The sequence below is a fragment of the Variovorax sp. SRS16 genome (assembly GCF_901827165.1).
In the GTDB taxonomy this organism is placed as follows: domain Bacteria; phylum Pseudomonadota; class Gammaproteobacteria; order Burkholderiales; family Burkholderiaceae_C; genus Variovorax.
Genome location: NZ_LR594666.1, coordinates 4,508,809 through 4,533,167, shown reverse-complemented (window position 1 = coordinate 4,533,167; position 24,359 = coordinate 4,508,809). Strand labels below are relative to the sequence as shown.

General features: G+C 69.5%; 24 protein-coding genes. 12 read left to right on the top strand and 12 right to left on the bottom strand.

The window, feature by feature from the left end; all coding sequences use genetic code 11:
- Positions 1 to 10: 10 nt before the first annotated feature.
- A complete protein-coding gene (locus tag E5P2_RS21940; protein WP_174262685.1) occupies positions 11 to 718 on the bottom strand; it encodes an alpha/beta fold hydrolase in 708 nt (235 codons plus the stop codon).
- 71 nt (positions 719 to 789) lie between these two features.
- Here E5P2_RS21940 and E5P2_RS21935 point away from each other — a divergent pair, with 71 nt between their 5' ends.
- From E5P2_RS21935 to E5P2_RS21920, 5 genes are all read left to right on the top strand, one after another.
- Complete coding sequence (locus tag E5P2_RS21935; protein WP_162569265.1) at positions 790 to 1,461, top strand: histidine phosphatase family protein; 672 nt, start codon at positions 790 to 792, stop codon at positions 1,459 to 1,461.
- Entirely contained in the window at positions 1,458 to 2,396 is a 939-nt protein-coding gene (locus E5P2_RS37835; RefSeq protein ID WP_162569264.1) for a nucleoside hydrolase, read from the top strand. Before E5P2_RS21935 ends, E5P2_RS37835 begins: the two co-directional genes overlap by 4 nt.
- A gap of 20 nt (positions 2,397 to 2,416) precedes the next feature.
- Positions 2,417 to 3,475 carry an adenosine deaminase gene (gene add, locus E5P2_RS21930; RefSeq protein ID WP_232080799.1) on the top strand — a complete coding sequence of 353 codons (1,059 nt, stop codon included), beginning with the start codon at positions 2,417 to 2,419 and terminating at the stop codon, positions 3,473 to 3,475.
- A gap of 77 nt (positions 3,476 to 3,552) precedes the next feature.
- The gene (locus tag E5P2_RS21925) at positions 3,553 to 4,935 is read left to right on the top strand and encodes an amidase family protein (protein ID WP_162569262.1); all 1,383 of its coding nucleotides are present in this window, start codon (positions 3,553 to 3,555) and stop codon (positions 4,933 to 4,935) included.
- A gap of 36 nt (positions 4,936 to 4,971) precedes the next feature.
- Positions 4,972 to 5,805: a phytanoyl-CoA dioxygenase family protein gene (locus E5P2_RS21920; RefSeq protein ID WP_162569261.1), complete on the top strand. Its 834-nt coding sequence runs from the start codon at positions 4,972 to 4,974 to the stop codon at positions 5,803 to 5,805.
- On the opposite strand, the gene E5P2_RS21915 is transcribed toward E5P2_RS21920, so the two are convergent.
- A complete protein-coding gene (locus E5P2_RS21915; protein ID WP_162569260.1) occupies positions 5,802 to 6,407 on the bottom strand; it encodes a DUF4337 domain-containing protein in 606 nt (201 codons plus the stop codon). The two genes, E5P2_RS21920 and E5P2_RS21915, sit on opposite strands and share 4 nt — an antisense overlap.
- Positions 6,408 to 6,474: 67 nt before the next feature.
- Entirely contained in the window at positions 6,475 to 7,533 is a 1,059-nt protein-coding gene (locus E5P2_RS21910; RefSeq protein ID WP_162569259.1) for an aromatic ring-hydroxylating dioxygenase subunit alpha, read from the bottom strand.
- Between the two features lie 86 nt (positions 7,534 to 7,619).
- On the opposite strand from E5P2_RS21910, the gene E5P2_RS21905 reads away from it, so the two are divergent.
- The gene (locus tag E5P2_RS21905) at positions 7,620 to 8,375 is read left to right on the top strand and encodes a GntR family transcriptional regulator (RefSeq protein WP_162569258.1); all 756 of its coding nucleotides are present in this window, start codon (positions 7,620 to 7,622) and stop codon (positions 8,373 to 8,375) included.
- On the opposite strand, the gene E5P2_RS21900 is transcribed toward E5P2_RS21905, so the two are convergent.
- From E5P2_RS21900 to E5P2_RS21875, 6 genes are read right to left on the bottom strand one after another with little or no spacing between them, the layout of a single operon-like run.
- Entirely contained in the window at positions 8,294 to 9,034 is a 741-nt protein-coding gene (locus E5P2_RS21900; protein ID WP_162569257.1) for a phosphoribosyltransferase, read from the bottom strand. The two genes, E5P2_RS21905 and E5P2_RS21900, sit on opposite strands and share 82 nt — an antisense overlap.
- A 9-nt stretch (positions 9,035 to 9,043) precedes the next feature.
- Positions 9,044 to 9,874 carry an ATP-binding cassette domain-containing protein gene (locus tag E5P2_RS21895; protein WP_162569256.1) on the bottom strand — a complete coding sequence of 277 codons (831 nt, stop codon included), beginning with the start codon at positions 9,872 to 9,874 and terminating at the stop codon, positions 9,044 to 9,046.
- The gene (locus E5P2_RS21890; protein WP_162569255.1) at positions 9,871 to 10,911 is read right to left on the bottom strand and encodes an ABC transporter ATP-binding protein; all 1,041 of its coding nucleotides are present in this window, start codon (positions 10,909 to 10,911) and stop codon (positions 9,871 to 9,873) included. The genes E5P2_RS21895 and E5P2_RS21890 overlap by 4 nt, the downstream gene beginning before the upstream one ends.
- Positions 10,908 to 11,795: an ABC transporter permease gene (locus tag E5P2_RS21885; protein ID WP_162569254.1), complete on the bottom strand. Its 888-nt coding sequence runs from the start codon at positions 11,793 to 11,795 to the stop codon at positions 10,908 to 10,910. The genes E5P2_RS21890 and E5P2_RS21885 overlap by 4 nt, the downstream gene beginning before the upstream one ends.
- Positions 11,792 to 12,769, bottom strand: coding sequence for an ABC transporter permease (locus E5P2_RS21880; protein WP_162569253.1), 978 nt, complete (start codon positions 12,767 to 12,769; stop codon positions 11,792 to 11,794). The genes E5P2_RS21885 and E5P2_RS21880 overlap by 4 nt, the downstream gene beginning before the upstream one ends.
- 10 nt (positions 12,770 to 12,779) lie before the next feature.
- Positions 12,780 to 14,384: an ABC transporter substrate-binding protein gene (locus tag E5P2_RS21875; RefSeq protein ID WP_162569252.1), complete on the bottom strand. Its 1,605-nt coding sequence runs from the start codon at positions 14,382 to 14,384 to the stop codon at positions 12,780 to 12,782.
- A 92-nt stretch (positions 14,385 to 14,476) separates the two neighbouring features.
- Here E5P2_RS21875 and E5P2_RS21870 point away from each other — a divergent pair, with 92 nt between their 5' ends.
- Positions 14,477 to 15,661, top strand: a complete 1,185-nt coding sequence (locus tag E5P2_RS21870; RefSeq protein ID WP_162569251.1) for a M20 aminoacylase family protein — start codon at positions 14,477 to 14,479, stop codon at positions 15,659 to 15,661.
- Here the strand turns inward: E5P2_RS21870 and E5P2_RS21865 are convergent.
- The gene (locus E5P2_RS21865; protein ID WP_162569250.1) at positions 15,633 to 17,000 is read right to left on the bottom strand and encodes a tetratricopeptide repeat protein; all 1,368 of its coding nucleotides are present in this window, start codon (positions 16,998 to 17,000) and stop codon (positions 15,633 to 15,635) included. The genes E5P2_RS21870 and E5P2_RS21865 overlap by 29 nt on opposite strands.
- A gap of 60 nt (positions 17,001 to 17,060) precedes the next feature.
- Positions 17,061 to 17,459, bottom strand: a complete 399-nt coding sequence (locus E5P2_RS21860) for a tautomerase family protein (protein ID WP_162569249.1) — start codon at positions 17,457 to 17,459, stop codon at positions 17,061 to 17,063.
- 109 nt (positions 17,460 to 17,568) lie between these two features.
- Between E5P2_RS21860 and E5P2_RS21855 the strand changes: the two genes are divergently transcribed.
- Genes E5P2_RS21855 through E5P2_RS21835 form a run of 5 tightly spaced genes read left to right on the top strand, consistent with a single transcriptional unit; the run spans position 17,569 to position 22,847 of the window.
- A complete protein-coding gene (locus tag E5P2_RS21855) occupies positions 17,569 to 18,429 on the top strand; it encodes a LysR family transcriptional regulator (protein ID WP_162569248.1) in 861 nt (286 codons plus the stop codon).
- 54 nt (positions 18,430 to 18,483) lie between these two features.
- Complete coding sequence (locus E5P2_RS21850) at positions 18,484 to 20,052, top strand: metallophosphoesterase (protein WP_162569247.1); 1,569 nt, start codon at positions 18,484 to 18,486, stop codon at positions 20,050 to 20,052.
- Positions 20,042 to 21,070, top strand: a complete 1,029-nt coding sequence (locus E5P2_RS21845) for a Gfo/Idh/MocA family protein (protein ID WP_162569246.1) — start codon at positions 20,042 to 20,044, stop codon at positions 21,068 to 21,070. The genes E5P2_RS21850 and E5P2_RS21845 overlap by 11 nt, the downstream gene beginning before the upstream one ends.
- Positions 21,070 to 22,290: an aminotransferase class III-fold pyridoxal phosphate-dependent enzyme gene (locus E5P2_RS21840; protein ID WP_162569245.1), complete on the top strand. Its 1,221-nt coding sequence runs from the start codon at positions 21,070 to 21,072 to the stop codon at positions 22,288 to 22,290. Before E5P2_RS21845 ends, E5P2_RS21840 begins: the two co-directional genes overlap by 1 nt.
- A complete protein-coding gene (locus E5P2_RS21835; RefSeq protein ID WP_162569244.1) occupies positions 22,287 to 22,847 on the top strand; it encodes an ATP/GTP-binding protein in 561 nt (186 codons plus the stop codon). The genes E5P2_RS21840 and E5P2_RS21835 overlap by 4 nt, the downstream gene beginning before the upstream one ends.
- Before the next feature lie 36 nt (positions 22,848 to 22,883).
- Here the strand turns inward: E5P2_RS21835 and E5P2_RS21830 are convergent, their stop codons facing one another.
- Positions 22,884 to 24,290: an amidase gene (locus E5P2_RS21830; protein WP_162569243.1), complete on the bottom strand. Its 1,407-nt coding sequence runs from the start codon at positions 24,288 to 24,290 to the stop codon at positions 22,884 to 22,886.
- Between the last annotated feature and the right edge of the window lie 69 nt (positions 24,291 to 24,359).

The window sequence follows — 24,359 nt, the reverse complement described above, 5'->3', positions numbered from 1 at the left end:
GCGCGTGCCTTCAAGTCGTCAGCAGGCGTTGCAGCCACGCACCGAGCGCCGCATTGACCGGCGCAGGCTTTTCCATCGTGAGCATGTGGCCGCATTGCGCCACCCACACCAGCTCCGCATGCGGCACCAGTGCGGCGATCTCGCGCGAGCACTCGGGCGGCGTCAACCGGTCGCCGTCGCCGCACACCACGAGCACCGGGCAGCGCAGCGCCGGCAGATGGGGACGCGCATCGGGACGCTCCATCAGTGCGCGGTTCTGGCGCACCAGCTGGGCGACGCCTGCATCGAGGATCAGGTCGACATAGCGCCGGGTCAGCGCCGCATCCGCGGCTTGGAGTGGATGAAAGGCGAAGCCGGCATTGAGCTCGATCACGTCGCGCGCCTCGCCGCGCTCGAACAGCTCGATGGCCGACTCGCGCAGCTGGACCATCTCTGGCGTCTCGGGCCGTGCATTGGTGCCGAGCAGCGCGAGCCCGGCGATGCGTTCGGGCGCCTGGCGCGCGACTTCCATCGCGACCATGCCGCCCATCGAAGCGCCGCACAGGACGAGCGGCCCTGCGTGCTCGCGCAGCACGGCGGCGGCCATGGTTTCGATGCGGTCGTGGTGCATGTGGACGTCGCTCACGTGGACGTCGAAGGCGGAGGGCAGGGCGGGAAGCTGGGCTTCCCACAGGCGCTCGTCGCAGGCAAGACCGGGCAGGAGAACAAGGGTCGGCATGCACGAATTCTCTGCGATCGGATCGCCGACATCACGAGGTCACCCGGTGCGCGGACAATAGACACCATCCTATGCCCACCACCGAACTCATCCTGATCCGTCACGGCGAGACCGACTGGAACCGTGAACTGCGCTTCCAGGGCCATGTCGACGTTCCCCTCAACGACGCCGGCCACGAGCAGGCGCGCCGCCTCGGCCTTCGGCTCGCGGGCGAACCGGTGCAGCAGCTGATCAGCAGCGACCTCATGCGCGCGCAGCAGACTGCGGCGCCGGCCGCGCGCCTGCTCGAGCTGCCGATCGCCACCCAGGCGGCGCTGCGCGAGCAGCACTTCGGCATCGTCGAAGGCATGCGCGCCGAAGAGATCCAGCACCTGCATCCGCGCGCCTGGGAAGACTGGCTCCAGTTCCGCGAGGACCATGCGATGCCGGAGGGCGAATCGGCACGTCAGTTCCATGCGCGCATCATGGACGCGCTGGGCCGCATCGCCGCGGCGCACGCCGGCCAGAACGTGCTGGTGGTCACGCATGGCGGCGTGCTCGACATGGTCTGGCGCACCGCGCGCGGCCTGGGCCTGAACGGGCCGCGCCAGAGCGAGATTCCCAACGCCGGCTTCAATCGCATCCGCATTGCCGACGCGGCCAAGCCCGAACAGATCGAGATCGTCGACTGGGCCGACACGCGGCACCTGGCCGACCTGCCGCCGCAACCCACCTACGACCAGAGCCGCCACCTGAAGAAATGAAGCGCGTCTGGATCGACACCGACATGGGCTTCGACGATCTCGCGGCCGTGCTGACGGTTGCGCAGACGCCGGGTTGGCGCATCGACGGCCTGTCGCTGGTCGCCGGCAATGCGCCGCTCGAGGTCGTGATCGACAACGCCTTGCGCGCCGCCGCGTACTTCGGCTGGGACTTTCCGATCCACGCCGGCTGCGCACGGCCGCTCGCCGGCGAACTCGTCACGGCGCAGAACATCCTCGGCGCCGATGCCATGGGTTCCGCCGGCCGCAGCCTGCCGCCCGCGCGCGCCGCCTTGGCTGACGTCGATGCGGTCGGCGCGCTGGGCTGCTACCTGGCTGCGGCGGGCGAACCGGCCGCGCTGCTGGCGCTCGGGCCGCTCACCAACATCGCGACCCTGCTGCGGCAACGGCCCGAGCTCGCAGCGCGGATCGCGCCGCTGATGTGGATGGGCGGCAGCGCCGGGCCGGGCAATCACACGGCGGCGGCCGAGTTCAATGCGGCCGTCGATCCGGAGGCGATCAATGCCGTGCTCGACGCCGGTGTGCCGCTGCAGATGGTGGGCCTCGATGCCTGCCGCCAGGTTCGCGTGCACGCCGCCGATGCCGACGCGCTGCGCGCCCTCGGCACCGACAAGGCCGAGGTGCTGGCCGACCTGCTGCTCGGCTACGTGCGCATCGCCAGTTCCGACGGCAGCCTGCCGATGGCGCTTTATGACCCGAGCGCCGCCGCCGCGCTGGTCGCGCCCGAAGGCATGCGCTTCCGGCCCGCGCACGTGGTGGCGGAATGCCAGGGCGAGCACACGCGCGGCATGACGGTGGTGGAGTGGCGCGTGCCGCGCCGCGCGACGGCCAATGCCCTGGTCGCGAGCGTGGCCGACGAGGCGCTGCTGCGCCGCGTCGTGCTGGACGCCCTGGCGCAGGCCGCGCGCGCGGCGTGAAGCGCGCGTACGATCGCTGCGTGAGCTTTCAACTTTCAGACTTCTGCCGCGCGATCCCCAAGGTCGAGCTTCATTGCCACCTGCTCGGCACGGTTCGCCATGCGACCTTCAAGGCGCTCGCGCACCGTGCGAAGGCGCCGCTGAGCGATGAAGAGATCGACGCCTTCTACATCCGCGGCGAGAAGCCGGTCGGCGTGCTCAAGGCGCTGCGCGCGCTCGACGCGCACCTGCTCAAGACGCCGGACGACCTGCATCGCATCAGCTACGAATACCTGCAGGATGCGGCTGCGCACCGGGTGCGCTATGCCGAGTTCTTCTGGAATCCGACCGGCACCGCACGGCAATCCGGCATCCCCTACGCGAGCGCGCAGGACGCGATCGTGCGCGCCATCCGCGACGCGCAAACCGACCACGGCATCGTCGGCCGCCTCGTGCCCGCCATCGACCGCGAGGCTTCGCCCGAGGCCGCGCTGGAGATGGTGCAGTGGGTCGCGGCCCATCGGCGCGAGGAGGTGGTCGGCATCGGCATCGACTACAGCGAGATCGATCATCCGCCCGAACACTTCGTCGATGCCTACGCGGCCGCGCGCCGCGCCGGCCTGAAGACCACGGCGCATGCCGGCGAGTTCGGCATGCCATGGACCAACGTGAAGACCGCCGTCGAGCTGCTGCAGGTCGACCGCATCGACCACGGCTACACGATCGTCGATGCGCCCGAGTACGCACGCGAATGCGCCGAGCGCGGCATCGTGTTCACCGTGGTGCCGACCAACTCCTACTATCTGCGCACCCTGCCGCGCGAGCGCTGGGCGCTCGACCATCCGATCCGCAGGATGCCGGGCCTGGGCCTGCGCATCCATCCCAACACCGACGATCCGACGCTGCACCTCGTGACGCCGACGCAGGCGTGGCAGAAGATGGTCGACGACTTCGGCTTCTCGATCGCCGACCTGCGCGGCTTCATGCTGAACGGGCTCGACGCGGCGTGGATCGACGGCAGCACGCGCATGCTGTGGCGCGCTGATTTCACGCAGGCCTTCGATGCACTGGTGCCCGGCGGCGGAACCCCCGGCGCTTGAGCACCGAGCGCAAGATTCATCAAGCATGCCGCAAGGCAGATCAAGCAGTCGGGTCGGACCCGGCGCACGATGAGGCCATGAACCACCCCACCGCGCGCGATCTCGTCGCAGCCCTGCAAGGCCGTCAGGTGTCGGCCGTCGAATTGCTGGACCGTTCGATCGAACGCATCGAGCGCTTCGATGGCCAGGTCAATGCCGTGGTTGTGCGCGACTTCGAGCGTGCGCGCGGCGCGGCAGCCGCGGCCGATGCTGCGCTGGCGCGGGGCGAGCGCCGCCCGTTGCTGGGCATTCCCGTCACCGTGAAGGAAGCCTTCAACGTCGCGGGCCTGCCGACCACCTGGGGCATTCCGGGTACCGAGAAGATTCCGGTGGGCGAGGACGCCGTCGTGGTGCGACGCCTGAAAGCCGCGGGTGCGATCGTCCTCGGCAAGACCAACGTCCCGACGCATCTCGCGGATTGGCAGAGCTTCAACCCGCTGTACGGCACCACGCGCAACCCGTGGGACCTCGAACGCACGCCGGGCGGTTCGTCCGGCGGCAGCGCGGCGGCGCTCGCGGCCGGCTACGTGCCGCTCGAATTCGGCACCGACCTGGGTGGCTCGCTGCGCGTGCCCGCGCATTGCTGCGGCGTCTTCGCACACAAGCCCTCGCACGGCCTGGTGCCGATGCGCGGCAATGCGCCACCGGGCACGCCATCCTTGTCGGTCGGTGCCGACATCGACCTCGCCGTGATCGGTCCGATGGCCAGAAGCGCGGACGACCTGGCGCTGGCCCTCGATGTCATCGCCGGCCCCGACGATGCCGAGGCCGTGGCCTACCGCTTGGCGCTGCCGCCGGCGCGCCATGCCGCGCTCGGCGACTTTCGCGTGCTGGTGCTCGACGCGCATCCGGGCGTACCGACCTCGAATGCCGTGCGCTCTTCATTGCAGCATCTCTGCGACAGGCTGGACCGCGCCGGCTGCAAGATCGGCCGCGCGAGCCCGCTGCTGCCGGACCTCGGCCGTGTCGCGTCGCTGTGGGGCCAGCTGATGTGGGCGCTGTTCAGCGCCGACATGCCGGGCAATGCGCCGGGCATGAGCCACCGCGACTGGATCCATGCAGACCGCGCGCGACTCGGTATCGCGCATCAATGGCGGCGGTTCTTCGAGGCATGGGACGTGATCCTCTGTCCCGTCATGCCGACGCCCGCGTTCGCGCATGACCACGGCGAGATGCACGCGCGGCGGCTCCAGGTCGACGGCCGGTCGATCGCCTACGAGGCCCAGTCGGCCTGGTCGAGCATCGCCACGCTGACCGGCCTGCCATCGACCGCCATGCCGATCGGGCTGAGCGACGACGGCCTGCCGATCGACATGCAGATCATCGGCCCGCGCCTCGAAGACCGCACGACCCTGGCCTTCGCGCAGCAGGTCGAGCATGCGTTCGGCGGCTTCGTGCCACCGCCCGGCTACGCGGCCTGATGTCCTCATAATGGGCGCATCCCACGAGGTGCACCCATGGCGCGACTGTCCACGCAGGAGATCGAGCACTACCAGTCCGAAGGCTGGGTGATTCCGCAGTTCCGGCTGCCGCCCGCGCGCGTCGCGGCGATGCGCGATGCGCTCGACGCGCTGATCCGCGACAACCCCGGCGTGCGGCCCGAGAAGCTGGTCTCGGCCCACATCGAAGGCGACAACGGCGAAGGCGTGCGCGGCCGCAGCGACTTCCTCGAACTCGCGAAGGACCCGGAGATCGTCGAGCTGGTGTCCGGCGTGATCGGCGGCGACGTGATCCTCTGGGGCTGCCACGTGTTCTGCAAGCCGCCCGCCGAGGGCTATGAAACGCCGTGGCACCAGGACGGCCACTACTGGCCGATCCGTCCGCTGGCCAACTGCACCGTGTGGGTCGCACTGGAAGAATCGGTGGCCGAGAACGGCTGCCTGCGCGTGATCCCGCGCTCTCACCGCGACCACGTGCTGCACCCGCATCTGCACGAAGGCCGCGACGACCTGACGTTGAACCAGCGCATGGCGGCCGGCAGCTTCGACGAGGCCGAAGCGGTCGACCTCGAACTGCAGCCGGGCCAGATGTCGCTGCATGACGTCTACATGATCCATGGCGCCAAGGCCAACGGCTCGCGCAAGCGCCGCACCGGCGTCGCGCTGCGCTACATGCCATCGACCTCGGTCTTCGAGCGCGGCCTGCGGCCGGCCGACGGCAAGACCGGCGTGGCGGTGAACTTCGCCGAGAGGCCGCTGTGGCTGCTCAGGGGCGTGGACCGCAGCGGGCGCAACGATTTCGAGGTCGGCCATCGCCGCGCGGCCGATGCCGGCGCGACCGGTGTTCGCTAGGACAGCAGCTTCACCAGCGCATCCGGATGGATCGGCAATCCGGTCAGGCCGGCAACGCCCATCAGCACGCCGAACGCCGTCGGCACGAGCGCGGCCCAGTACAGCGGCCAGAGCCCGGTCAGCGCCGTGACGGCCAGCATCGCGATCGCGATGGCGAGCAGTGCGTCGGACAGGTCGAACTGGTCGTCGCGGTAGTTCAGGGCGTCGTAGTTCTTCTGGTCCTGCTCGGCCGCGGCGCGCAGTTGCTCGCGCTTGTCGCGCTGGTCGGCCGCGATCGCGCGGTATCTGGCGACGGCGGCATTCCGGGCGCCCGAGGCCGCGGTCGACGGCGGCTGCGCCACTTCGAGCTGCACCGCGGTCGCCTCCGCGATGTCCTGCCGGATCGTTCGTGCCTGGTAGTAGGCCCAGTGATCGATCTTGTCCGCCTGGGCCTGCTGCATGCCCTGGACGATGTTGTCGTCCTTGACCTTGCAGATGCCCATGAAAGTCGCCAGCACGGCGACCGTGATCGCGACCAGCGCGTTCAGCCGGGCCTTGCGTGCGGCCTGGATTTCATTGGCGGCCTTGGCGCTCTCGATGATGTCTTTCGGGTCGATGTCCATGGATGCGCGGCTCCCTGTGAGAGCCGCGACTATAGGGCAGCAAGCTGACGCGACGGCCGCCGCGCGCTCAGGCGGCCGCTGGCGATGCCTCCGCGGCCGGCCGCTGCTCGGCCGCGATGATGCGGTCGAGCACGCGCCGCGACTGCACGCCGCCGGCATCGATGTTGAGCTTGAGCACGTTGCGCCCGGGCCAGGCCAGCAGGTTCTTCTGCTGGCGCTCCAGCATCTCCAGGTCCTCGCTGAAGATCTTGCCCTGGCCTTCGCGGATGCTGGCCGTGAGCGCCTTGTCCTTCGGATTGAAGTTGCGCGCCATGCCCCAGAAATACCAGATCGAGGTGTCGGTTTCGGGCGTGATGAAGTCGACCACGATGCTCGAGGCCTTGTACTGCGGCTCGGCCTCGTAGCCGCCCTTGCCGGCCAGCGCCACGCCGACCTCGATCATCACGTGGCTGGGCGGCGTGAAGCGGCAGATCTGCCAGCGGTCGACCGGCTGGTCGTCGGGCAGGTGGTTGCCGCGCAGCGCCATCTTCCAGAACGGCGGCGCCATGATGTTCTCCATGAAACGGCTGGTGACGACCTCGTCGCCCTCGGCCTTCGTGGCCGGTGGCGCCTCGTCGATTTCCTTCTGGCCGATGCTGCTCGCGTGCACGTAGGTCTCGTGCGTGAGGTCCATCAGGTTGTCGATCATCAGCCGGTAGTCGCAGGCGATATGGAACATGCCGCCGCCGTGCGCCCACTCGGGATTCTCGGCCCATGCGAGGTGGTGGATCTTGTCGGCATCGGCTTGCGCCGCGTCGCCCGGCCAGACCCAGATGAAGCCATGGCGTTCGACCACCGGGTAGGTCCGGATCGCCGGGAAGCCGCGCACGCGCTGGCCGGGCATCGCGACCGTCTTGCCGTCGCAGCCCATCTCCAGGCCGTGGTAGCCGCAGACCAGCTTGCCCTCGACCACCTGGCCGAGCGACAGCGGCGCGCCGCGGTGCGGGCAGAAATCCTCCAGCGCGGCGACCGCGCCGTCGGGGCCGCGGTAGAACACGATCTGCTCGTTGCAGATCTTGCGGCCGAGCGGCCGGTCGTCGATCTCGTTGGGCGTGCAGGCCACGTACCAGGCATTCTTGGGGAACATGTTTTTCTCCGTCATCGCAATTATTGGATCCAATTATGAATGAAAATAAGATTTCAACCGAGAAAATTCGAATGAATGGATCCCATATGAGTCAAAAACAGGATTCAAGATCGCGCGCCGAAGACAGCGGCAGCGTGGTCGCGACGCTGCGCAAGCTGATCATCGAAGGGCATTACGCGGCCGGCTCGCGCGTGGCGGAAATCGCGGTCGCCGAGGCCTTGGGCGTCTCGCGCACGCCGGTACGCATCGCCTTCCGCACGCTGGAGCAGGAAGGCCTGCTGCAGCCGGCGGGCAAGCGCGGCTTCGTCGTGCGCGAGTTCTCGGACCACGACGTGCAATGCGCGCTCGAAGTGCGCGGCGTGCTCGAAGGCCTGGCGGCACGGCGCCTTGCCGAGCGCGGCATGCCCGACGCGGTGCGCCAGACATTGCAGGGTTGTGTCGACGAGGGCGGCCGGCTGCTCGCCAAGGGCCATCTGACACAGGAGGACGTGGGCGCCTGGAGCCGGCTCAACAACCGCTTCCACCGCGCGATCGTCGAATCGATCGAGAGCTCGGTCATCGCCGACGCGATCGCGCGCAACAACCATCTGCCTTTCGCGTCGGCCGATTCGATCATCATCGACCCGGCGTCACTGGACCGCGAGTACGAGAAGCTGCGCTTTGCCCAGCTGCAGCACCAGCTGGTCTTCGAGGCGCTGGAGCAGCGCGAGTCCGCGCGCGTCGAGATGCTGATGCGCGAGCATGCCTACATCGGGCTGCGCTACGGCAAGCTGTTCGGGCTGCAGGCCGGCAGCATTGGGAGTGCCTCGTCGCGCAGCACCCACCCCTCGGGCACCGCCTGAAGCAGCGGGCTCTCGAACACGCCCGCCACGCGCGCGGCGCGTTCGGTGCCGAGCTTGTTGGCCCATTGCGTGCCCTGAAGCATCGCCACGCCACAGGCGACGACCTCGCCGCCCAGCGATTCGATCAGTTCCCACGCGGCCCGCAGCGTGGTGCCGGTGCTGACCGCATCGTCCACCAGCACGAGGCGCCGGCCCTCGATCAGCGGCCGCAGGTTCGGATCGAGGTAGATGCGCTTGCCCGGCACCGGCGAGGTGATCGAATGCACCGGCGCGGAGAGCGCATCGTCGTACCAGAACTTGCGCGAGTAGCCGAGCGGCAGATAGCGCGCGTGGCCCAGTGCGCGGGCGACCAGCGGCGCGAGCGCGAGGCCCAGGGTCGGCAGTCCGATCACCAGCTCGGGAGACAGCGGCGCGAGCCGGTGTGCCAGCAGCGTGCCCAGCGTGTCGACCACGTCGAGCGCCGCATGGTTGACCAGCAGCGAGGCCACCGCATGCCGGGGTTCGTTCGCCAGCTGCCGTATCGGCAGCATCAGCACGCGGCCATCGGGCAGGCGTGCCGGGTAGCCGAAGCGCCACGGCGGCCCCGGCTGTGCGAGCTCGTCGGCCTCGGCGATGCGCTGCCAGTAGCCGGTGGTCGCCTCGGTGAAATGGCGCGTCATCGTGCGACCTCAATCCTGCAGCTGGCGCGACGGATCGGGCACCGGCGTGGCCGCCAGCAGCCGGCGCGTGTAGTCGTGCTGCGGCGCATCGAGCACCGCGTCGGCATCGCCGCTCTCGACCACGCGGCCCTGGTGCATCACCATCACGCGGTCCGCCATCGCGCGCACCACGCCGAGGTCGTGCGTGATGAAGAGGTAGGCCAGGTTCTTCTGCCGCTGCAACTCGGCCATCAGCTTGAGGATCTGCGCGCGCACCGAAACATCGAGCGCGGACACCGGCTCGTCGGCAATGATCACGGCCGGGTTCGAGGCCATCGCACGCGCGATGCCGACGCGCTGCCGCTGGCCGCCCGACAGCTCGTGCGGCAGGCGATGGCGGAAATGCGCGGCGGGCAGGCCCACCTGTTCGAGCAGCGCATCGACTTCGACCGCGGCCGCACGCGCGTCGAGGCCACGGTGATGCACCAGCGGCAGCGCGACGCTCTGGCCGATGCTGCGACGCGGATTCAGCGAGCCGCCCGTGTCCTGGAACACCACCTGCACCGCGCGCCGGAAATCGCGTGCGGCCGCGCCCGAGCGCGCGGCGATGTCCTGTCCCTTGTAGAGGATCGCGCCTTCGCTCGGCGCCGTGAGGCCGAGCAGCATGCGCCCGAGCGTGGTCTTGCCGCTGCCGCTTTCGCCGACCAGCGCCAGCACCTCGCCGGGCCGGATCGAAACCGACACGCGATCGACCGCGCGCTGCATCTGCCGCGCGCGGAACAGCCCGCCGCTCGCACGCACCGGGAACAGCCGGCTCACCTCGCGGGCTTCGAGCAGGGGCGCGTTGTCGCCGTCGTTCATGGCCTGGCTCCCTCGCCCCTCTGGGGAGAGGAGGGGCCTGCAGCCTCCCAGGCGCGCGCGGCAATCGCCTCGTCACTCAGATGACAACGATCCGCCCCACCGCCGTAGGCCTTCAACGCGGGTTCAACGACATCGCACAGCCCCTCGCGCGCGATCGGGCAGCGCGGATGAAATCGGCAGCCCGCAGGCCAGTGCCCCGCGATCGGCACGCCGCCTGGAATCGAGAACAGCGAATGCGCGCGCGAGGCCGGGTTGAGGATGCTGGCCAGCAGCCCCTGCGTGTACGGATGGCGCGGCGCGGCGAACAGCGGCCCGACCTCGCTGCTTTCGACGATCTGCCCGGCGTACATCACGTTGACGCGCTGGCAGGTCTCGGCCACCACCGCGAGATCGTGCGTGATCAGCAGGATGCCGAGATCGAGTTCGCGGCGCAGGTGCATCAGCAGCTTCAGGATCCCGGCCTGCACCGTGACGTCGAGCGCGGTCGTCGGCTCGTCGGCGATCAGCAGCGCGGGCCGCATGGCCAGCGCGGCCGCGATCAGGATGCGCTGGCGCATGCCGCCCGAGAGTTCGTGCGGGTACTTGCGCGCGACCTGCGCCGCGTGAGGCAGCTCCATCAGGTCGATGAGTTCGAGCACGCGTGCATCGAGCCCGTCGGTGCGCCCATGCGCGCGCAGCGGCTCGGCGATCTGCCGACCCACCGGCATCAGCGGATCGAGGTAGCTCGTCGGATCCTGGAACACCATCCCCACGCGCGCGCCGCGCATCGTGCGCAGCGCGGCGCCGGGCAACTGCGCGAGATCCTTGCCTTCGAGCAGGACCTGCCCCGCCGCCACGCGCGCGAGCGGCGAGGGAAAGAGGTTCATGATCGCAAAGGCCGTCATCGACTTGCCCGAGCCCGATTCGCCGACCAGCCCCACGGCCTCGCCGCGGCGCACCGACAGCGAAACATCGTTCACCACCCGCAGCGGCGCCGATGCACCCTGGCGGATGTCGACCGAGAGGCCGCGCACGTCGAGCAGCAGATCGGCGCTCATCGCGAACTCGCGCGCGGGTTCAGCGCATCGTTGAGCGCATCGCCCAGCAGGTTGAAGCTGAGCACCGTCAGCGCGATCGCCAGGCCCGGAAAGGCCGACATCCACCAGGCGTCGCGCAGGTACTGCTGCGCGTCGTTGAGCATCGCACCCCAGGACACCTGGTTCGGATCGCCGAGGCCGAAGAAGCTCAGGCTGGCCTCGATCAGGATCGCCATCGCGATGTCCAGCGAGCCCAGCACGATGATCGGCGCCGCCACGTTGGGCAGGATCTCGCGCACGATGATCGCGCCGTCGCCCATGCCGGCCACGCGCGCCGCATCGACGAACTGCGATTGCGCCAGCGTCGCGACCGAGGCCCGCACCACCCGCGCGAGCTGCGGCCACGAGAGCGCGGCGATCACCACGATCATCTTGAACACGCTGGTGCCGAACAGCGCGATGACGATCAGCGCCACCACGAAGCGCGGCAGCGTCTGGAAGAACTCGGCGATGCGCATCAAGAGTGTGTCCAGCCAGCCGCCGAAGTAGCCCGCCAGCGCGCCGACGATCACGCCGACAATGACCGCGAAGAGCGCGCTCGCCACGCCGACCGTGAGCGAGATGCGCGTGCCGTAGACCACACGCGCCCAGATGTCGCGGCCCAGGTCGTCGGTGCCCAGCCAATGGCCGGGCGACAGCGGCGCGAGCAGCGAGCTGTCGCCGCCGCCCAGCGGGTCGTAGCCGCTGACCAGCGGCGCGAGCACCGCCAGCGCGAACAGCAGCACGACGAAGGCCAGCGCGAGCACCGTCGTCGGGCGGCGCAGCAGCCGCTTCCGGAAGCTGGCCTTGCGCAAGGGCGCGCCAACGGCGGGCACTGCGATGGGCGTCAGTGGAAGATCGCTCATGCGCGTTCGATCCGCGGATCGATCAACCGATGAACGATGTCGGTGACGAGGTTGGCGAGCACCACCGTGACCGACACCATCAGCAGGATCGCGAGCATCACCGGGTAGTCGCGCTTGGAGATCGATTCATAGAGCAGCCGGCCGATGCCGGGCCAGGCGAACACGGCCTCGATCAGCGCCGAGCCCGCGAGCACGAAGCCGACGTTGTAGCCGATCACGGTGATCACCGGCGCCGCCGCATTGCGCAGCGCATGCACCACCACCACGGTCCACTCGGTCGCGCCGCGCGAACGCGCGGCGAGGATGAAGTCGGCGTTCATCACCTCCAGCATCGCGGCGCGCGTGATGCGCGTGATCAGCGTCAGGTAGCGCAGCGACAGCGCGAAGGCCGGCAGCACGAGGTAGCTCAGATGCTGCACGAAACCGGCGAAGCCCGGCGCGCTGCCGCGCACCGAGGCGTTGCCCTGCGAAGGCAGCCAGCCGAGCCAGATCGCGAACACCAGGATCAGCAATTGGCCGAGCCAGAAATCCGGGATCGCATAGCCGGCCGACGAGGCGCCCTGGATCGCCGAATCGAGCACGCCGCGGTTCGAGCGCGCGGCCGAGCGCGCCGCGATCACGCCGAACACGATGCCCATCACGCTGGCGAAGGCGAGCGCCGTCATCGTGAGTTCGAGCGTGGCGCCGAGGCGATCGAGGATCAGCCCCGCCACCGCCTGCTGGTTGGCGAACGAGTAGCCGAAGTCGCCCTGCACCACCTTGCCGAGGTAGCGCAGCAGCTGGACCCAGATCGGCTGGTCGAGCCCGTACTCGTGGCGCATCTGCGCAAGGTATTCGGGCGGCGCCGGAAAATCGCCGACCAGCAGCGTGACCGGGTCGCCGGGCGTGAAGGCGATCAGCAGGAAGTTGAGCACCACCACCGCCAGCAGCAGCGGGACCGCATGCAGCAGGCGGCGCAGGATGAACGAGAGCATCGAAGAAAAACTAGTCGATGCGTCGAACACCGGCCCATTGGTCGCGCGCATCGAGCGCAGGGAACATGCCCGTGAGCTTCTTCGTCGCCGTGTCCACGGTTTCTTCGTCGTACAGGATCAACGAGGGAAGGTCTTCGTTGAGGATCACCTGCAGCTCCTTGTAGAGCTTCGCGCGTTCGGCGCGCTCGGTGGCCGTCGCGGCCTGGCCGAGCAGCGTGTCGACCTTGGGATTCGAGTAGCCGCTCGCATTGGTGTTGGGCGCGGTGCCGGTGTAGGTGGTGTACAGGCGCGTGTAGCCGATGGCCGGATCGCCCGCCGAGAAATACGAGGCCAGCGTCAGCTCGAAGTCGCGCTTGGCGAACACGCGGTCGTAGTACACCGAACGCTCGAGCGGTTCGAGCTTCACCTCGAGTCCGATCTGGCGCAGGTTGTCCTGGATGATCTGCGACAGCGAACGCATCTGCGCGCGGCTGGCGTCGAAGGGCATGCGCGCCGCGGCGCCGCCGGGCTTGAAGCCGGCCTTCTCGAGCAGCGCCTTGGCGCGCGCGGGATCGAGCGGGTATTTCTTCGCGTAGGCGACCTCGTCGTTGAAGAGCCACTTGAAGCCGTCGCCGAAGGCACCCGCGCCGGGCCGCGCGATGCCGTTCATCACCTGCTTGACCAGCCGCTGGCGGTCGATCGCGAAGGCCAGCGCATGGCGCGCCTCCTTCTTCGCGAACAGCGGCGACTGCGTGTTGAACATCAGGAAGTAGAGCGCCGGAATGTTCACGCCGCGGCGCGGATTCAGGTTCTTGTCGGCCAGGATGCGCGGCACCTCGGGCTTGGGCGTGTAGAAGTCGAGCAGCTCGTCGACCTCGCCGGTCTGCAATGCGGGCACGCGGTTGGCGGCCTGCGGAATGATCTGGAAGATGATGGATTCGAGGTAGGGCTTGTCGCCGTCCCAGTACTGGTCGTTGCGCACGAGCCGGATGCTGGCGCCGCGTTTCCATTCGGCGAACTTGAAGGGCCCGGTGCCCACCGGCTTCTGGTTCGCCGGGTTGGTGCCCACGTTGCTGCCCTCGTAGACGTGGCGCGGCAGGATCGGCGCATCGAACACCGTCATCTGCGACAGGAAAGGCGCATAGGCCTTCTGCAGCCGGATCACCACGGTGCCCGGGTCGGGCGTGTCGACCTCGATGCCCAGGCTCTTGAACACCGGCGCCGCACGCGGATGCAGCTTGCCCACGATCTCGAGCAGCGTGTACTTGACGTCCGCGCTCGTGAAGTCGCGGCCGTCGTGCCACTTGACGCCCTTGCGCAGCGTGAAGCGGTAGTTCTTGCCGTCGGGCGAGACGGTCCACTGGGTGGCGAGCGAAGGCCGGGGCTCGTACTGCGGGTCGAGCCAGACCAGGCCTTCGAGGATCTTGGCCGAGACGTCGCCGGCCGCGAAGTCGGTGGTGGTGCCGAGGTTGAGCGTCGGCGGATCGGCATCGATGGCCAGCACGGCCGTGCCCTTGCCGGTGGCGGCGCGGGCATGGCGCGTGGCGGCGAGCCCGCCGGCCAGGGCGAGCGCGCCGAGGCCGAGCTGGCGCCGCGTGAGATGGGGGATCGGGGAGGGCGTGGTGGGGTCGTTCATTGTCGGGGTGCCATCGCTGGCAGTCTCTTTTCACGAAGCAATTTCGAGGCCATTGCAGCAGCCGCCATTATTGGCGTGGAAAATACGATCCCATGATTCCCGTTCCCGTGCATCCCGGCATCCAGGCTTCCACCGAGGAGATGATCGGGCTGCGCCGCCGGATCCATGCCAACCCCGAGCTCGGCTACGAGGAATTCGAGACCGGCGCGCTGGTGGCCGAACGCCTTGCGCGCTGGGGCTATGCGGTGCACCGCGGCCTGGGCGGCACCGGCGTGGTCGGCACGCTCAAGCTCGGCAGCGGCACCCGGCGGCTGGGCCTGCGCGCCGACATGGATGCCTTGCCGATGATCGAGACCACCGGACTCGGCTGGGCCAGCCGCCGGCCGGGCCGCATGCATGCCTGCGGCCACGACGGCCACACCGCGACCCTGCTCGCGGCCGCGCAGGTGCTGGCTGCTGCCAAGGGCTTCGACGGCACGCTGAACCTGATCTTCCAGCCGGCCGAGGAAGGCCTGCAGGGCGCGCAGAAGATGGTCGACGACGGCCTGTTCGATCGCTTCCCCTGCGACGCGATCTATGCCTTCCACAACGAGCCGGGCTTTCCCGCGGGGCAGTTCGGCTTTCTGCCGGGGCCGATCTACAGCTCCTCGGACACCGCGGTCATCACCATCGAAGGCAAGGGCGGCCATGGCGCGATGCCGCACACCACGGTCGATCCGATCATGGTCGCGGCGCACCTGATCCTGGCGCTGCAGACGCTGGTCTCGCGCGAGGTCGATCCGAACGACATGGCCGTCGTCACCGTCGGCGCGATGCACGCCGGCCACGCGCCCAACGTGATTCCGGCCAGCGCCGAGCTCAAGCTCACCGTGCGCGCGCGCCGGCCCGAGGTGCGCGCCTTTTTGCGCGAGCGGATCACGGCGATGGCGCAGGCCCAGGCGGCGGTGCATGGCGCGAGCGCGAAGGTGGCCTACGAATGGCGCACGCCGCCCTGCATCAACGACGAGGCCGCGACCGCGTTCGTGCGGCAGGTGGCACTCGAATCGATGGGGCCGAAGGCGCTGATCGCCGGCATGGCGCCGCTGCAGGCCAGCGACGACTTCGCGTTCATGCTCAACGTCGTGCCGGGCAGCTACTTCATCGTCGGCAACGGCGACGGCACGCCGGGCGGCGGCCCGGGCTGCATGGTGCACAACACCGGCTACGACTTCAACGACGAGATCCTGCCGGGCACCGCCAGCTTCTGGGTCACGCTGGTGCAGGCCTACCTGCGCTGAAGGCCGGCAGGCCCAGCCGCGCGTAGACCGTATCGGCCTGGCGGCGCAGACGCAGCGACTCCGGCTGGCCGTTGAGCTGCTGCTGAAGAATGCCCTGCGCCCCGGCCAGGGCCGATTCGCTGCCGATGCGGATCAGCGCATCGAGGTAGACCTGCTCGAACAGGTCGCGCTGCGCATGGCTGCCGCCGATCTCGACCAGCCGCGGCAGCGCGATCCCCAGGCCTTCCGCTGCCGTTGCGAAGTCGCCGCGCGCATGCGCGAGCAGGCCATGCGCGGCAGGCACGCAGACACGCGTCCATGCGGCGCGCGTCGATGCCGGCGCCTGCGGTGCGAAGGCGTCGATGTGGCGCAGCAGCGTGTCGGCCTCGGGCCGACCGGCCCGCGCGAGTCCGTAGAGATACTGCAGGTCGAGAAAGGGCAACACGTGGTCATCGAGCCGCTGCGCCAGATAGCCGCCCAGGTCCTGCCAGCGCGCGCCGACGTCGATCCCCGCCAGCTCGAAGCGCGCGAGCAGCGACACCGCGCCGATCTGGTCCTGCGAATAGTCCTTGACCACGCCCCACACCCGTTCGTCGTAGACCGCGAGCGCCTCGGCATCGCGGCCCAGGTCGATCAGGAACAGCGCCACGTGCCACCAGTTATGCGTCACCATGAAGGAGTTGAGGCCGACCCAGGTGTCGCTGACGCCCTGCATGAAGTCCAGGCCTTCGCTCAGGCGGCCTTCGGTGAGCATCACGTGGCCCAGCGCATGATGGGCCCAGGGCTCCTTGCGTTCCATCGCGATCGCACGCCGCGCGCTGGCCTCGGCCTCGCGCATCAGGTGGCATTGCTCGTAGCCGAAGGCCAGCATGCCGTGCAGGTAGGGCACGTCGGCCGCGGCCGGCAGCGCGGCCAGCGCGAGCCGCAGCATGCCGGGGCAGTCGCCGGTGTTGAAGCAGTGGTACTGGCCCAGCTTGAGCGAGGCGAGATCGCGCGGATGCTCGCGCGCCTGCGCGTGGTGCAGCGCGATGGCGCGCGCGATGTCGCCCTCGGCCCAGGCCTCGATGGCGGCGATGTAGCGCTGTTCGCGGCTGGTGGCCTGCGCGGCGCCGGCGCGTGCGCGCGCGAGGAAGGGCCGCGCGTTGGCCACGGCATCGCGCGATTCGGCGAACAGGTGCAGCGTCGCGCAATAGGCCTGCACGATCGGGCTCGGGTCCTCGGCGGCGGCGAGCACGTCGACCGCGCGCGCTTCGCAGGAAATGAAGCCCTCGACGAAATCATCGACGCGCGGCAGGCTCGCGGTGTCGGCGAGCGTGACCGGATTGCCGAGGCTGTCGGTGGCGGAGGGCGCTGAACGCAAGGCGGTTCCCGGGTCGGAGTTCGAAACCCCTTCATGGTGCCACGCCCAGGCGCCGCAGGCTCAGACGCCCGCCTGCTGGTGCCGGTATTCCTGCGTCCGGCCGCCGTAGCCGTAGGCGGTGGCGCGGACGTCGATCACGTGGATGTACGACACCTCGTGCAGATTGCCGCGCAGCGCTGCCATCGCGTCGTAGACCTCGTGCAGGAAGCGCGCCTTCTGGGCCTTGGTGTTGGTCTCGTCGCTGATGCTGATGTCGAGGTGAAAGGCCGACTTGCCGAGCTCTGCCAGCGATTGTCCGCCGACGAACCAGGCATCGGCCGCGATGTACTGCACGGTGATCGCGATCACCGGCAGCTTCTTGTCGAGCACGGTCTGCGTGAGTTCGGTCACGCGGTCGACGACCTTGCGGGTGAGCTGCGCGTCGGGCTGGCCGGAGAGATGGATGACGATGTGCGGCATGGTGCTGTCCTTGGAGATGAATGAACGTGGCCTGATTGTTGGGTTGTCAAAAACATCTGAAAAGCGGGAAGATATGATGGATGTCATCGGTTCCACGAATGGATAGCAAATGCAGACATTCGATCTCGATCAGCTGAAGACCCTCGTCGCAGTGGTCGATGCCGGCAGCCTCACTGCCGCGGCGCCGCAAGTCTTCCTCTCGCAGTCCGCGGTGAGCGAGCAGATGCGCAAGCTCGAGGCGCGGGTCGGCCATCCGTTGCTCACGCGCAGCAAGGCCGGCGTGGCGCCGACCTCCGCCGGGACGCGGCTCATCGCGCATGCGCGGCGGATCCTGGCAATGAGCGACGAGGCCTGGCGCGACCTGCGCGGCGAGACGCTGCAGGGCGAACTCCGCCTCGCGGTCACCGACTATTTCCGGTCCGGCGATCTGGCGCGCCTGCTGGGCCGTCTCGGCGAGAACTATCCCCGGGTGCGCCTGCATGTGAGCGTGCTCAAGAGCGGCGCCATCGAGGCCGGCTACGCAGGCGGCGATTTCGATGTCGGGCTGTCGATGCGCATCGTCGGCATCGGCCCTGCGAAGCCGGGCATGGCGGTGTTGCGGCGCGAGTCGCTGGCCTGGATGGGCGCGACGGGCATGCGCATCGCGCGCGGCGAGCCGCTGCGCCTCCTGGTGCTGCCCGATACCTGTTCGCTGCACCAGTTCACCGTCCGGCTGCTGCGCCGCCGGCAGCTGCCTTTCTCCATCGCCCACGTGGCGTCGGGCGTGGCGGGGCTGCAGTCGGCGCTGGCCGCGGGGCTGGGCGTGGCCTGCCTCAACGAGTCGGCCCTCTGCGAAGGCGTGGCGCGGCTGGCGCCGCCGCATGGCTTGCCGGCGCTGCCGCGCGTGGCTTTCCACTTCCTTCCGGCACGGCGCGGCGAAAGCGATTTCGTGACGCGCGCACGCGAGCTGCTGGCCTCGCACCTCGTCTGAATCCCGGGCCGGCCCGCTTGCTTTCGAGGCCGCAGCGGGAGACACTTCGGCGCCATGGTGTCCCATGATGTCCTGCATATATCCGACCTGCACGTCGAGTCGCGAGAGCAGGTCGACGGACTGCTCGGCACCCTGGAAGTCGACCTCAAGCACGACCTGGCCTGCGAGCGCCTGCGGGCCATCATCGTCAGCGGCGACGTCACCAACCATGCGACCGACGCGCAATATGCGCTCGCGCTCGACCTGCTGCGCGAGCTGCGCACCGCGTTCGAGGTGCCCGACGACGGCATGGTCGTGGCGCCGGGCAACCACGATGTGTCCTGGGCGGCGTCGAAGGCCGCATTGACGCGGCAGCGGGCCAGCCGGCGCAGCGCCGCGGGCCTGTTCTTTCCCGATCCGCAGAATGCCGCCTTCCGCTATCGTGCGGACGAGGTGGCCTACCGCGAACGTTTCGCCGCCTACGCTGCATTCCAGCTGGCCGTCTCGGGCGTGGCCTTTCCGCTCGCCTACGAAGATCAGTTCCACATCCACGTGCTCGAGGATGCCGGCCTGCTGGTGCTGACCCTGAACTCGGCCTGGAACCTGAACCACGTGCAGGACAAGGATGCCGGCATCCATGCGAACGGATTCGACCGCGCCATCAAGCAACTGGTGCGCACGCCGCGCTACCGCGAGCTCAACAAGATCGCCGTCTGGCACCATCCGCTCGACAGCCATGGCGACGACCGCATCCGCGATGCCGCCTTTGCCCGGCGCCTGGCGCAGATCGGTTTCGGGCTCGCGCTGCACGGCCACACGCACGAGGTGCGGACCCAGCGGCTGCTCTACGAACTGGCCGACGATGGACGGGTGCTGCACGTGATGGGCGCCGGCAGCCTCGGCGCCAGCGCGCGCGAACTGCCGCTGGCCACGCCCTGGTCGTACAACCTGATCCGGGTCACGCCGCAGCGCGCGACGCTGGTGCCGCGCTTCCGGCGCAGCGCCAAGGATCCGTGGGAGCCCTATCCGGTGTGGCAGAAGAACGCGCTCGAACGTTCGACCGAGTACGCCGTCGCCTTTCGGCCGGCGGCCCCTGCGGGCGGCGATGCGTCGGCCTTGATCGGCACGCTGGCCGAACTCAAGCGGTATCTGGCCGCGGAGAACTATTCGCTCGACGGCCATCGCATTGCCGTCGAGGCGCATCTCTTCGATGCGCAGGGCCGCGTGCTGCTGCAGCGCCGGGGCGAGCTGGCGCGCGACGAGGTCGACCGCCACGAAGGCATCGGCGGCGAGCTCGGGCTGCGCACGGACCTGCTCGCGGCGCTGAGGGAAGAGATCGCCGACAAGCTCGGTCCGGAGGTCTCGGTCGAGATCGACAAGCTGCTCGAGGTGCGGCCGATCACCTTTCTCGAACGGGGCCACGACCGGCAATCGTGGTACGTGGTCTCCTACCTCGGCCGCCTGGTGTCCGGCGCGCCGCGCATCATGCGGCCGGGGCTGACCCGGTCGCTCGACTTCTTCACGCTGCAGCAGATCGAGGAGGCGGCCGAAGGCAGCCTGAGCGCTTCGACCGTGCGCGCGTTCTCGGCCTACCGGGCGCGTTACGGCAACGTGCCCTACTTCGAGCGCACGGATGTCCGTTGAGCCGCGGCCTCTCGATCCTCGCAGCGGGCGGCCGCTGCGGGTGGCGCTCATCGGTTGCGGCGAGCATGCGACGAACACCCTGCTGCCCGCATTGCAAAGAGTGCATGCACCGGCTTTCGAACTGGTCGCGCTGTGCGATGCGGACATCGCGGCGGCGTCCGCGCTCGCGCGCAGGCATCGCGTCGCGCTGGCGCTCGCCGATGTCGATGCGCTGCTGCGCTGCGAGCTCGATGGCGCGTTCCTTTGCGCCACGCCGTCGGCGCATCAGGACCTGACCCGGCGCCTGCTCGAAGCGGGCGTGCATGTCTTCGTCGAGAAGCCGCCTGCGTCCAGCCATCGCGTGCTCGCCGAGAATGCCGCGCTCGCGGAGCGCCTCGGCCTTCACACCCAGGTCGGGCACAACTTCAGGCATGCGCCGATCTTCCGGCGGCTGCGGGAGCATCTCGCGCGCCATCCGCTGCGCTCGCCCGCGCTGTGCGTCGGCAACTATGTCGCCCGCTGGCCGCGCGAGGACCGCTGGAATTCCGGATCGGTCGCGAAGTCCTTCCTGCTCACGCACGGCGCGCACCTGATCGATCTCGTGAGCTTCCTGTTCGGGCCGATGCACGAGGTCGAGTCCCGCATCGAGCACGATCCGGATTCCAGCGGCGTGCTCATCACGATGGACGCGCAGCATGCCGCCGGCCTGCGCACCCGGCTCCAGATGACGAACGGCGCGCCCCGCTTCGGCCTGGATCTCTCGATCTTCGGCGACGGCGGCGATGCCATCCGCACGGAGAATTTCAGCGCACTGCGCATCGTGTCGCCCGGCGAGGCGCGCGATACCGCGGCCGCATGGCAGCCGGGCGCGCTCGACGACGCGCTCGACCTGGCAGGCTATGTGCACGAGTTGCAGTGCTTTCTCTCCGCCGTGGCCGGCGGGCCCGCATCGTCGCCGACGCTGCGCGAGGCCGTGCCGGTCTACACCGTGCTGGATGCCATCGTCGAGCGGGCCGGCGTCACTGCCAGTGCAGGCTGATGCCGGACAACGTCAAGAAGCTGGAAGGCATCCGCTTCGTGCGCGGCGCGGGCGCGACGCTGTTCGACGAATCGGGCAACGGCTACCTGGATTTCACCTGCAGCTACGGCCCGATCCTGCTCGGCCATGCGGATGCGCGGGTCAACGCAGCCGTCGCCGAGCAGATGGCGCGCGGCGTGCTCTTTCCTTACGCGCCACCTTGTGTCGACAGCTTGCAGGAGGCGCTGGTTTCGTTCTTTCCGCACGCCGATGGCTGCCTGTTCTTCAAGACGGGGTCCGAGGCCGTCAGTGCCGCCATCCGGCTCGCGCGCGCCTTCACCGGCCGCGATCGCATCGTGCGCTCGGGCTTCACCGGCTGGCACGATGCCTCGATCGCGCCGCATCGCAAATGGCACGACCACGACCATGATGTCGGCGCGCAGCCGTTCGAACGCGTGCCGGGTGTGCCCGCAGCGGTCGCGCAGGACGTATGGCCCTGGGATGGGTGTGACCTCGATGCCTTGTTCGACATGGCGCGGCAGGATCGACGCGGCGTGGCCGCGATCGTGATCGATCCGGTGCAGCTGCGCGAGCCGCTGCAGGCGTCGGCGATGGCCTGTCTGCAGGCGGCACGCCGGCTGGGCGCGCTCCTGATCTTCGACGAGACCAAGACCTCGCTGCGCCTGGGACTCGGCGGCGCGCAGGCGCTGCTGGGCGTGGCCGCGGACCTCACGGTGGTGGGCAAGGCGCTGGGCAACGGCTTTCCGCTGTCGGCCGTGCTGGCGGCCGAGCCGGTGCTGCGGCATACCGCCGAGTGCCGGATCAAGGGCACCTACAACGGTGAAGCCTGCTCGATCGCCGCGGCGCTCGCGACCCTCGACGTGCTGCGTTCGGCGCCGGACTTCGCGGGTCGCCTGGCCGGCCTCGGCACGCGGATGATCGAAGGCTTCAATCGCGTGGCTGCAGCGGTGGGCGTGTCGTCCGCCGTGAAGGCGGTGCCGTACCGATGGCCGGCAATGCCGCACGTCGATTTCATCTCCGGCGACCGGCTCGCGGCAGCGGAACTGTCCAGGCGCTTCAGCCATGCGCTGCGCGAGCGCCGGATGGTCTGGCTGCCGAATCACATGAACTACCTGTCGCTGTCCCACACCGCGGCGGATGTCGACGCATGGCTCGCTGCCTGTCGCGACGCGCTCGCGGCCGGCGAGCTGGCCGATGCGTTGCGACGCGTCAGCGCATGATGCGGATCGCGGTCACCGGCGGCTCGTGCAGCGGCAAGACGACGGCGGTCCAGCGAGCGCGGCTGCGCGATCCTGCGCGGATCGACGTCGTGACCGAAGTGGCCGCGGATCTGCTGCGCGAGCAGCCGGTCTGCCAGGACGGCATGGCGGCCGCCGAACGCCGCGCCTTGCAGCTGCGCATCCATGCCGAGCAATTGCGGCGCGAGTCCGCCGCGCGGCGTTGCGACATCGTGCTCACCGATCGCGGCACGCTCGATGCAGCCGCCTACTGGCCCGAAGGCGCGCAGGACTTCTGGCGCACGGTGGGCAGTTCGCAGGCGCTCGAACTGCAGCGCTACGACGGCGTCATCTTCATGGAAGGCGCGCCCGCGCACTTCGTCGGCGACGCGGTGAGGTCGGAGACGGCCGAGGAGTCCTCGCGCATCGCCACGCGCATCCTCGCGGTGTGGGCCGATCATCCGAGGCTCGTGCGCATCGCGGCCTGCCCCGACTTCGGCGACAAGATGCAGCAGTTCCTGCGTGCGCTCGATGCGATGGCGCCGAAGCCGCACGGATGACGCATCGGGCCGCCCGTCGAGCGACCCGTCGCAGGCTCAGTGACGCGGCGGCTGCGGCCAGGGCCGCTGCGTTTCGCGGATCAGCTCGAAGGCGCGCGAGACCTTGAGCACGCCGAGATCGTCGAAGCGCTGCCCCGCGATCTGCAGCCCGATCGGCAGGCCGCTGGCGGTGTAGCCGCAATTGATCGACGACGCCGGCTGCTCGGACATGTTGTACGGCACGGTGAAGCCGATGTGTTCGAGCGGCCGCAGCGGGTCGTTGGTAGGCGAGGGCGCTTCGGCTGCGGCGGGCGGATTGGGTGCGGTCGGCGAGATCACGTAGTCGTACTTCGCGCAGGCGGCCACCGTCGCGACGCGCGTCGTGTGGAACTGGCTGAAGGCGCGGAACACATGCTCGCCGCTGAAGCGCTCCGCGCTGTCGGCCCATTCGCGGATGTAGGGCAGCACCTTGGCGCGCTGTTCGGGCCTGAGCGCATTCATGTCGACCCGCGAGCGCATGCGCCACAGGTGGTCCATGCCGTCGAGCATCGCCTGCGACATGAAAGGCTGCATCGGCTCGACGATGGCGCCGGCGCGCTCGAAGAGGCGCGCCGCCTGCTCGACGGCTGCGCGGATCTCGGGCTCGACCGCGAGGCCGCAGCCGGCGTCGAGCAAGAGGCCGATGCGAAGGCCGCGCAGGTGGTCGGCCGCGACATCGAAGGACGACCATGCGATGTCCTGCGCGGGCAGGCTCATGCTGTCGCGCGCGTCGGGCTGCGCCAGCACCTGCATCATCAATGCGGCATCGGCCACGGTGCGCGTCATCGGTCCGGCGGCGCGGCCCATGTAGGGCGGGTCGATCGGGATGCGGCCGAGGCTGGGCTTGAGCGTGAAGATGCCGCACCAGCCGGCCGGCAGCCGCAGCGATCCGCCGATGTCGGTGCCGATGTGCAGCGGGCCATAACCGGCTGCGGCCGCAGCGCCGGCGCCGGCGCTCGATCCGCCCGGCGTCTTCGCCAGGTCCCAGGGATTGCGTGCCAGCGTGTGGAAGCTCGACAGGCCCGACGACAGCATGCCGTAGTCGGGCATGGTGGTCTTGCTCACGATCACCGCGCCGGCTTCCTTCAGCCGCGCGGCCGGCGGTGCATCGGCGGCCGCGGGCCGCAGATCGACGGCGGCCGTGCCGGAGGGCATCGGATCGCCGCGGGTCGCGATGTTCTCCTTGATGGTGGTCGGCACGCCGTCGAGCGGGCCGGCCGGCTCGCCGCGGCGCCAGCGCGCTTCCGAGGCGCGCGCCTGTTCGAGCGCGGCGTCCGGCCGCAGCAGCCAGGTGGCGCGCAGGTGCGGCTCCCAGCGCTCGACGTGGTCGAGCACCGAGCGCGTGACCTCGACCGGAGAGAGCTTGCCTTCGCGGTAGGCGGCGACGAGTTCCTGCGCCGACAGGTCGTACAGAGCGCCGGTCATTGGCGCACCCTTGGCGCTCGGCGCCTTCCCGCCAGGCGGGAGCGAGCTTGCTTGGGGCGGCCCGGCGCG

Coding starts and splice junctions, on each gene's coding strand:
- E5P2_RS21940 (WP_174262685.1), bottom strand. CDS start 718: ATGCCGACCCTTGTTCTCCTGCCCGGTCTTGCCTGCGACGAGCGCCTG.
- E5P2_RS21935 (WP_162569265.1), top strand. CDS start 790: ATGCCCACCACCGAACTCATCCTGATCCGTCACGGCGAGACCGACTGG.
- E5P2_RS37835 (WP_162569264.1), top strand. CDS start 1,458: ATGAAGCGCGTCTGGATCGACACCGACATGGGCTTCGACGATCTCGCG.
- E5P2_RS21925 (WP_162569262.1), top strand. CDS start 3,553: ATGAACCACCCCACCGCGCGCGATCTCGTCGCAGCCCTGCAAGGCCGT.
- E5P2_RS21920 (WP_162569261.1), top strand. CDS start 4,972: ATGGCGCGACTGTCCACGCAGGAGATCGAGCACTACCAGTCCGAAGGC.
- E5P2_RS21915 (WP_162569260.1), bottom strand. CDS start 6,407: ATGGACATCGACCCGAAAGACATCATCGAGAGCGCCAAGGCCGCCAAT.
- E5P2_RS21910 (WP_162569259.1), bottom strand. CDS start 7,533: ATGTTCCCCAAGAATGCCTGGTACGTGGCCTGCACGCCCAACGAGATC.
- E5P2_RS21905 (WP_162569258.1), top strand. CDS start 7,620: ATGAGTCAAAAACAGGATTCAAGATCGCGCGCCGAAGACAGCGGCAGC.
- E5P2_RS21900 (WP_162569257.1), bottom strand. CDS start 9,034: ATGACGCGCCATTTCACCGAGGCGACCACCGGCTACTGGCAGCGCATC.
- E5P2_RS21895 (WP_162569256.1), bottom strand. CDS start 9,874: ATGAACGACGGCGACAACGCGCCCCTGCTCGAAGCCCGCGAGGTGAGC.
- E5P2_RS21890 (WP_162569255.1), bottom strand. CDS start 10,911: ATGAGCGCCGATCTGCTGCTCGACGTGCGCGGCCTCTCGGTCGACATC.
- E5P2_RS21885 (WP_162569254.1), bottom strand. CDS start 11,795: ATGAGCGATCTTCCACTGACGCCCATCGCAGTGCCCGCCGTTGGCGCG.
- E5P2_RS21880 (WP_162569253.1), bottom strand. CDS start 12,769: ATGCTCTCGTTCATCCTGCGCCGCCTGCTGCATGCGGTCCCGCTGCTG.
- E5P2_RS21875 (WP_162569252.1), bottom strand. CDS start 14,384: ATGAACGACCCCACCACGCCCTCCCCGATCCCCCATCTCACGCGGCGC.
- E5P2_RS21870 (WP_162569251.1), top strand. CDS start 14,477: ATGATTCCCGTTCCCGTGCATCCCGGCATCCAGGCTTCCACCGAGGAG.
- E5P2_RS21860 (WP_162569249.1), bottom strand. CDS start 17,459: ATGCCGCACATCGTCATCCATCTCTCCGGCCAGCCCGACGCGCAGCTC.
- E5P2_RS21855 (WP_162569248.1), top strand. CDS start 17,569: ATGCAGACATTCGATCTCGATCAGCTGAAGACCCTCGTCGCAGTGGTC.
- E5P2_RS21850 (WP_162569247.1), top strand. CDS start 18,484: ATGGTGTCCCATGATGTCCTGCATATATCCGACCTGCACGTCGAGTCG.
- E5P2_RS21845 (WP_162569246.1), top strand. CDS start 20,042: ATGTCCGTTGAGCCGCGGCCTCTCGATCCTCGCAGCGGGCGGCCGCTG.
- E5P2_RS21840 (WP_162569245.1), top strand. CDS start 21,070: ATGCCGGACAACGTCAAGAAGCTGGAAGGCATCCGCTTCGTGCGCGGC.
- E5P2_RS21835 (WP_162569244.1), top strand. CDS start 22,287: ATGATGCGGATCGCGGTCACCGGCGGCTCGTGCAGCGGCAAGACGACG.
- E5P2_RS21830 (WP_162569243.1), bottom strand. CDS start 24,290: ATGACCGGCGCTCTGTACGACCTGTCGGCGCAGGAACTCGTCGCCGCC.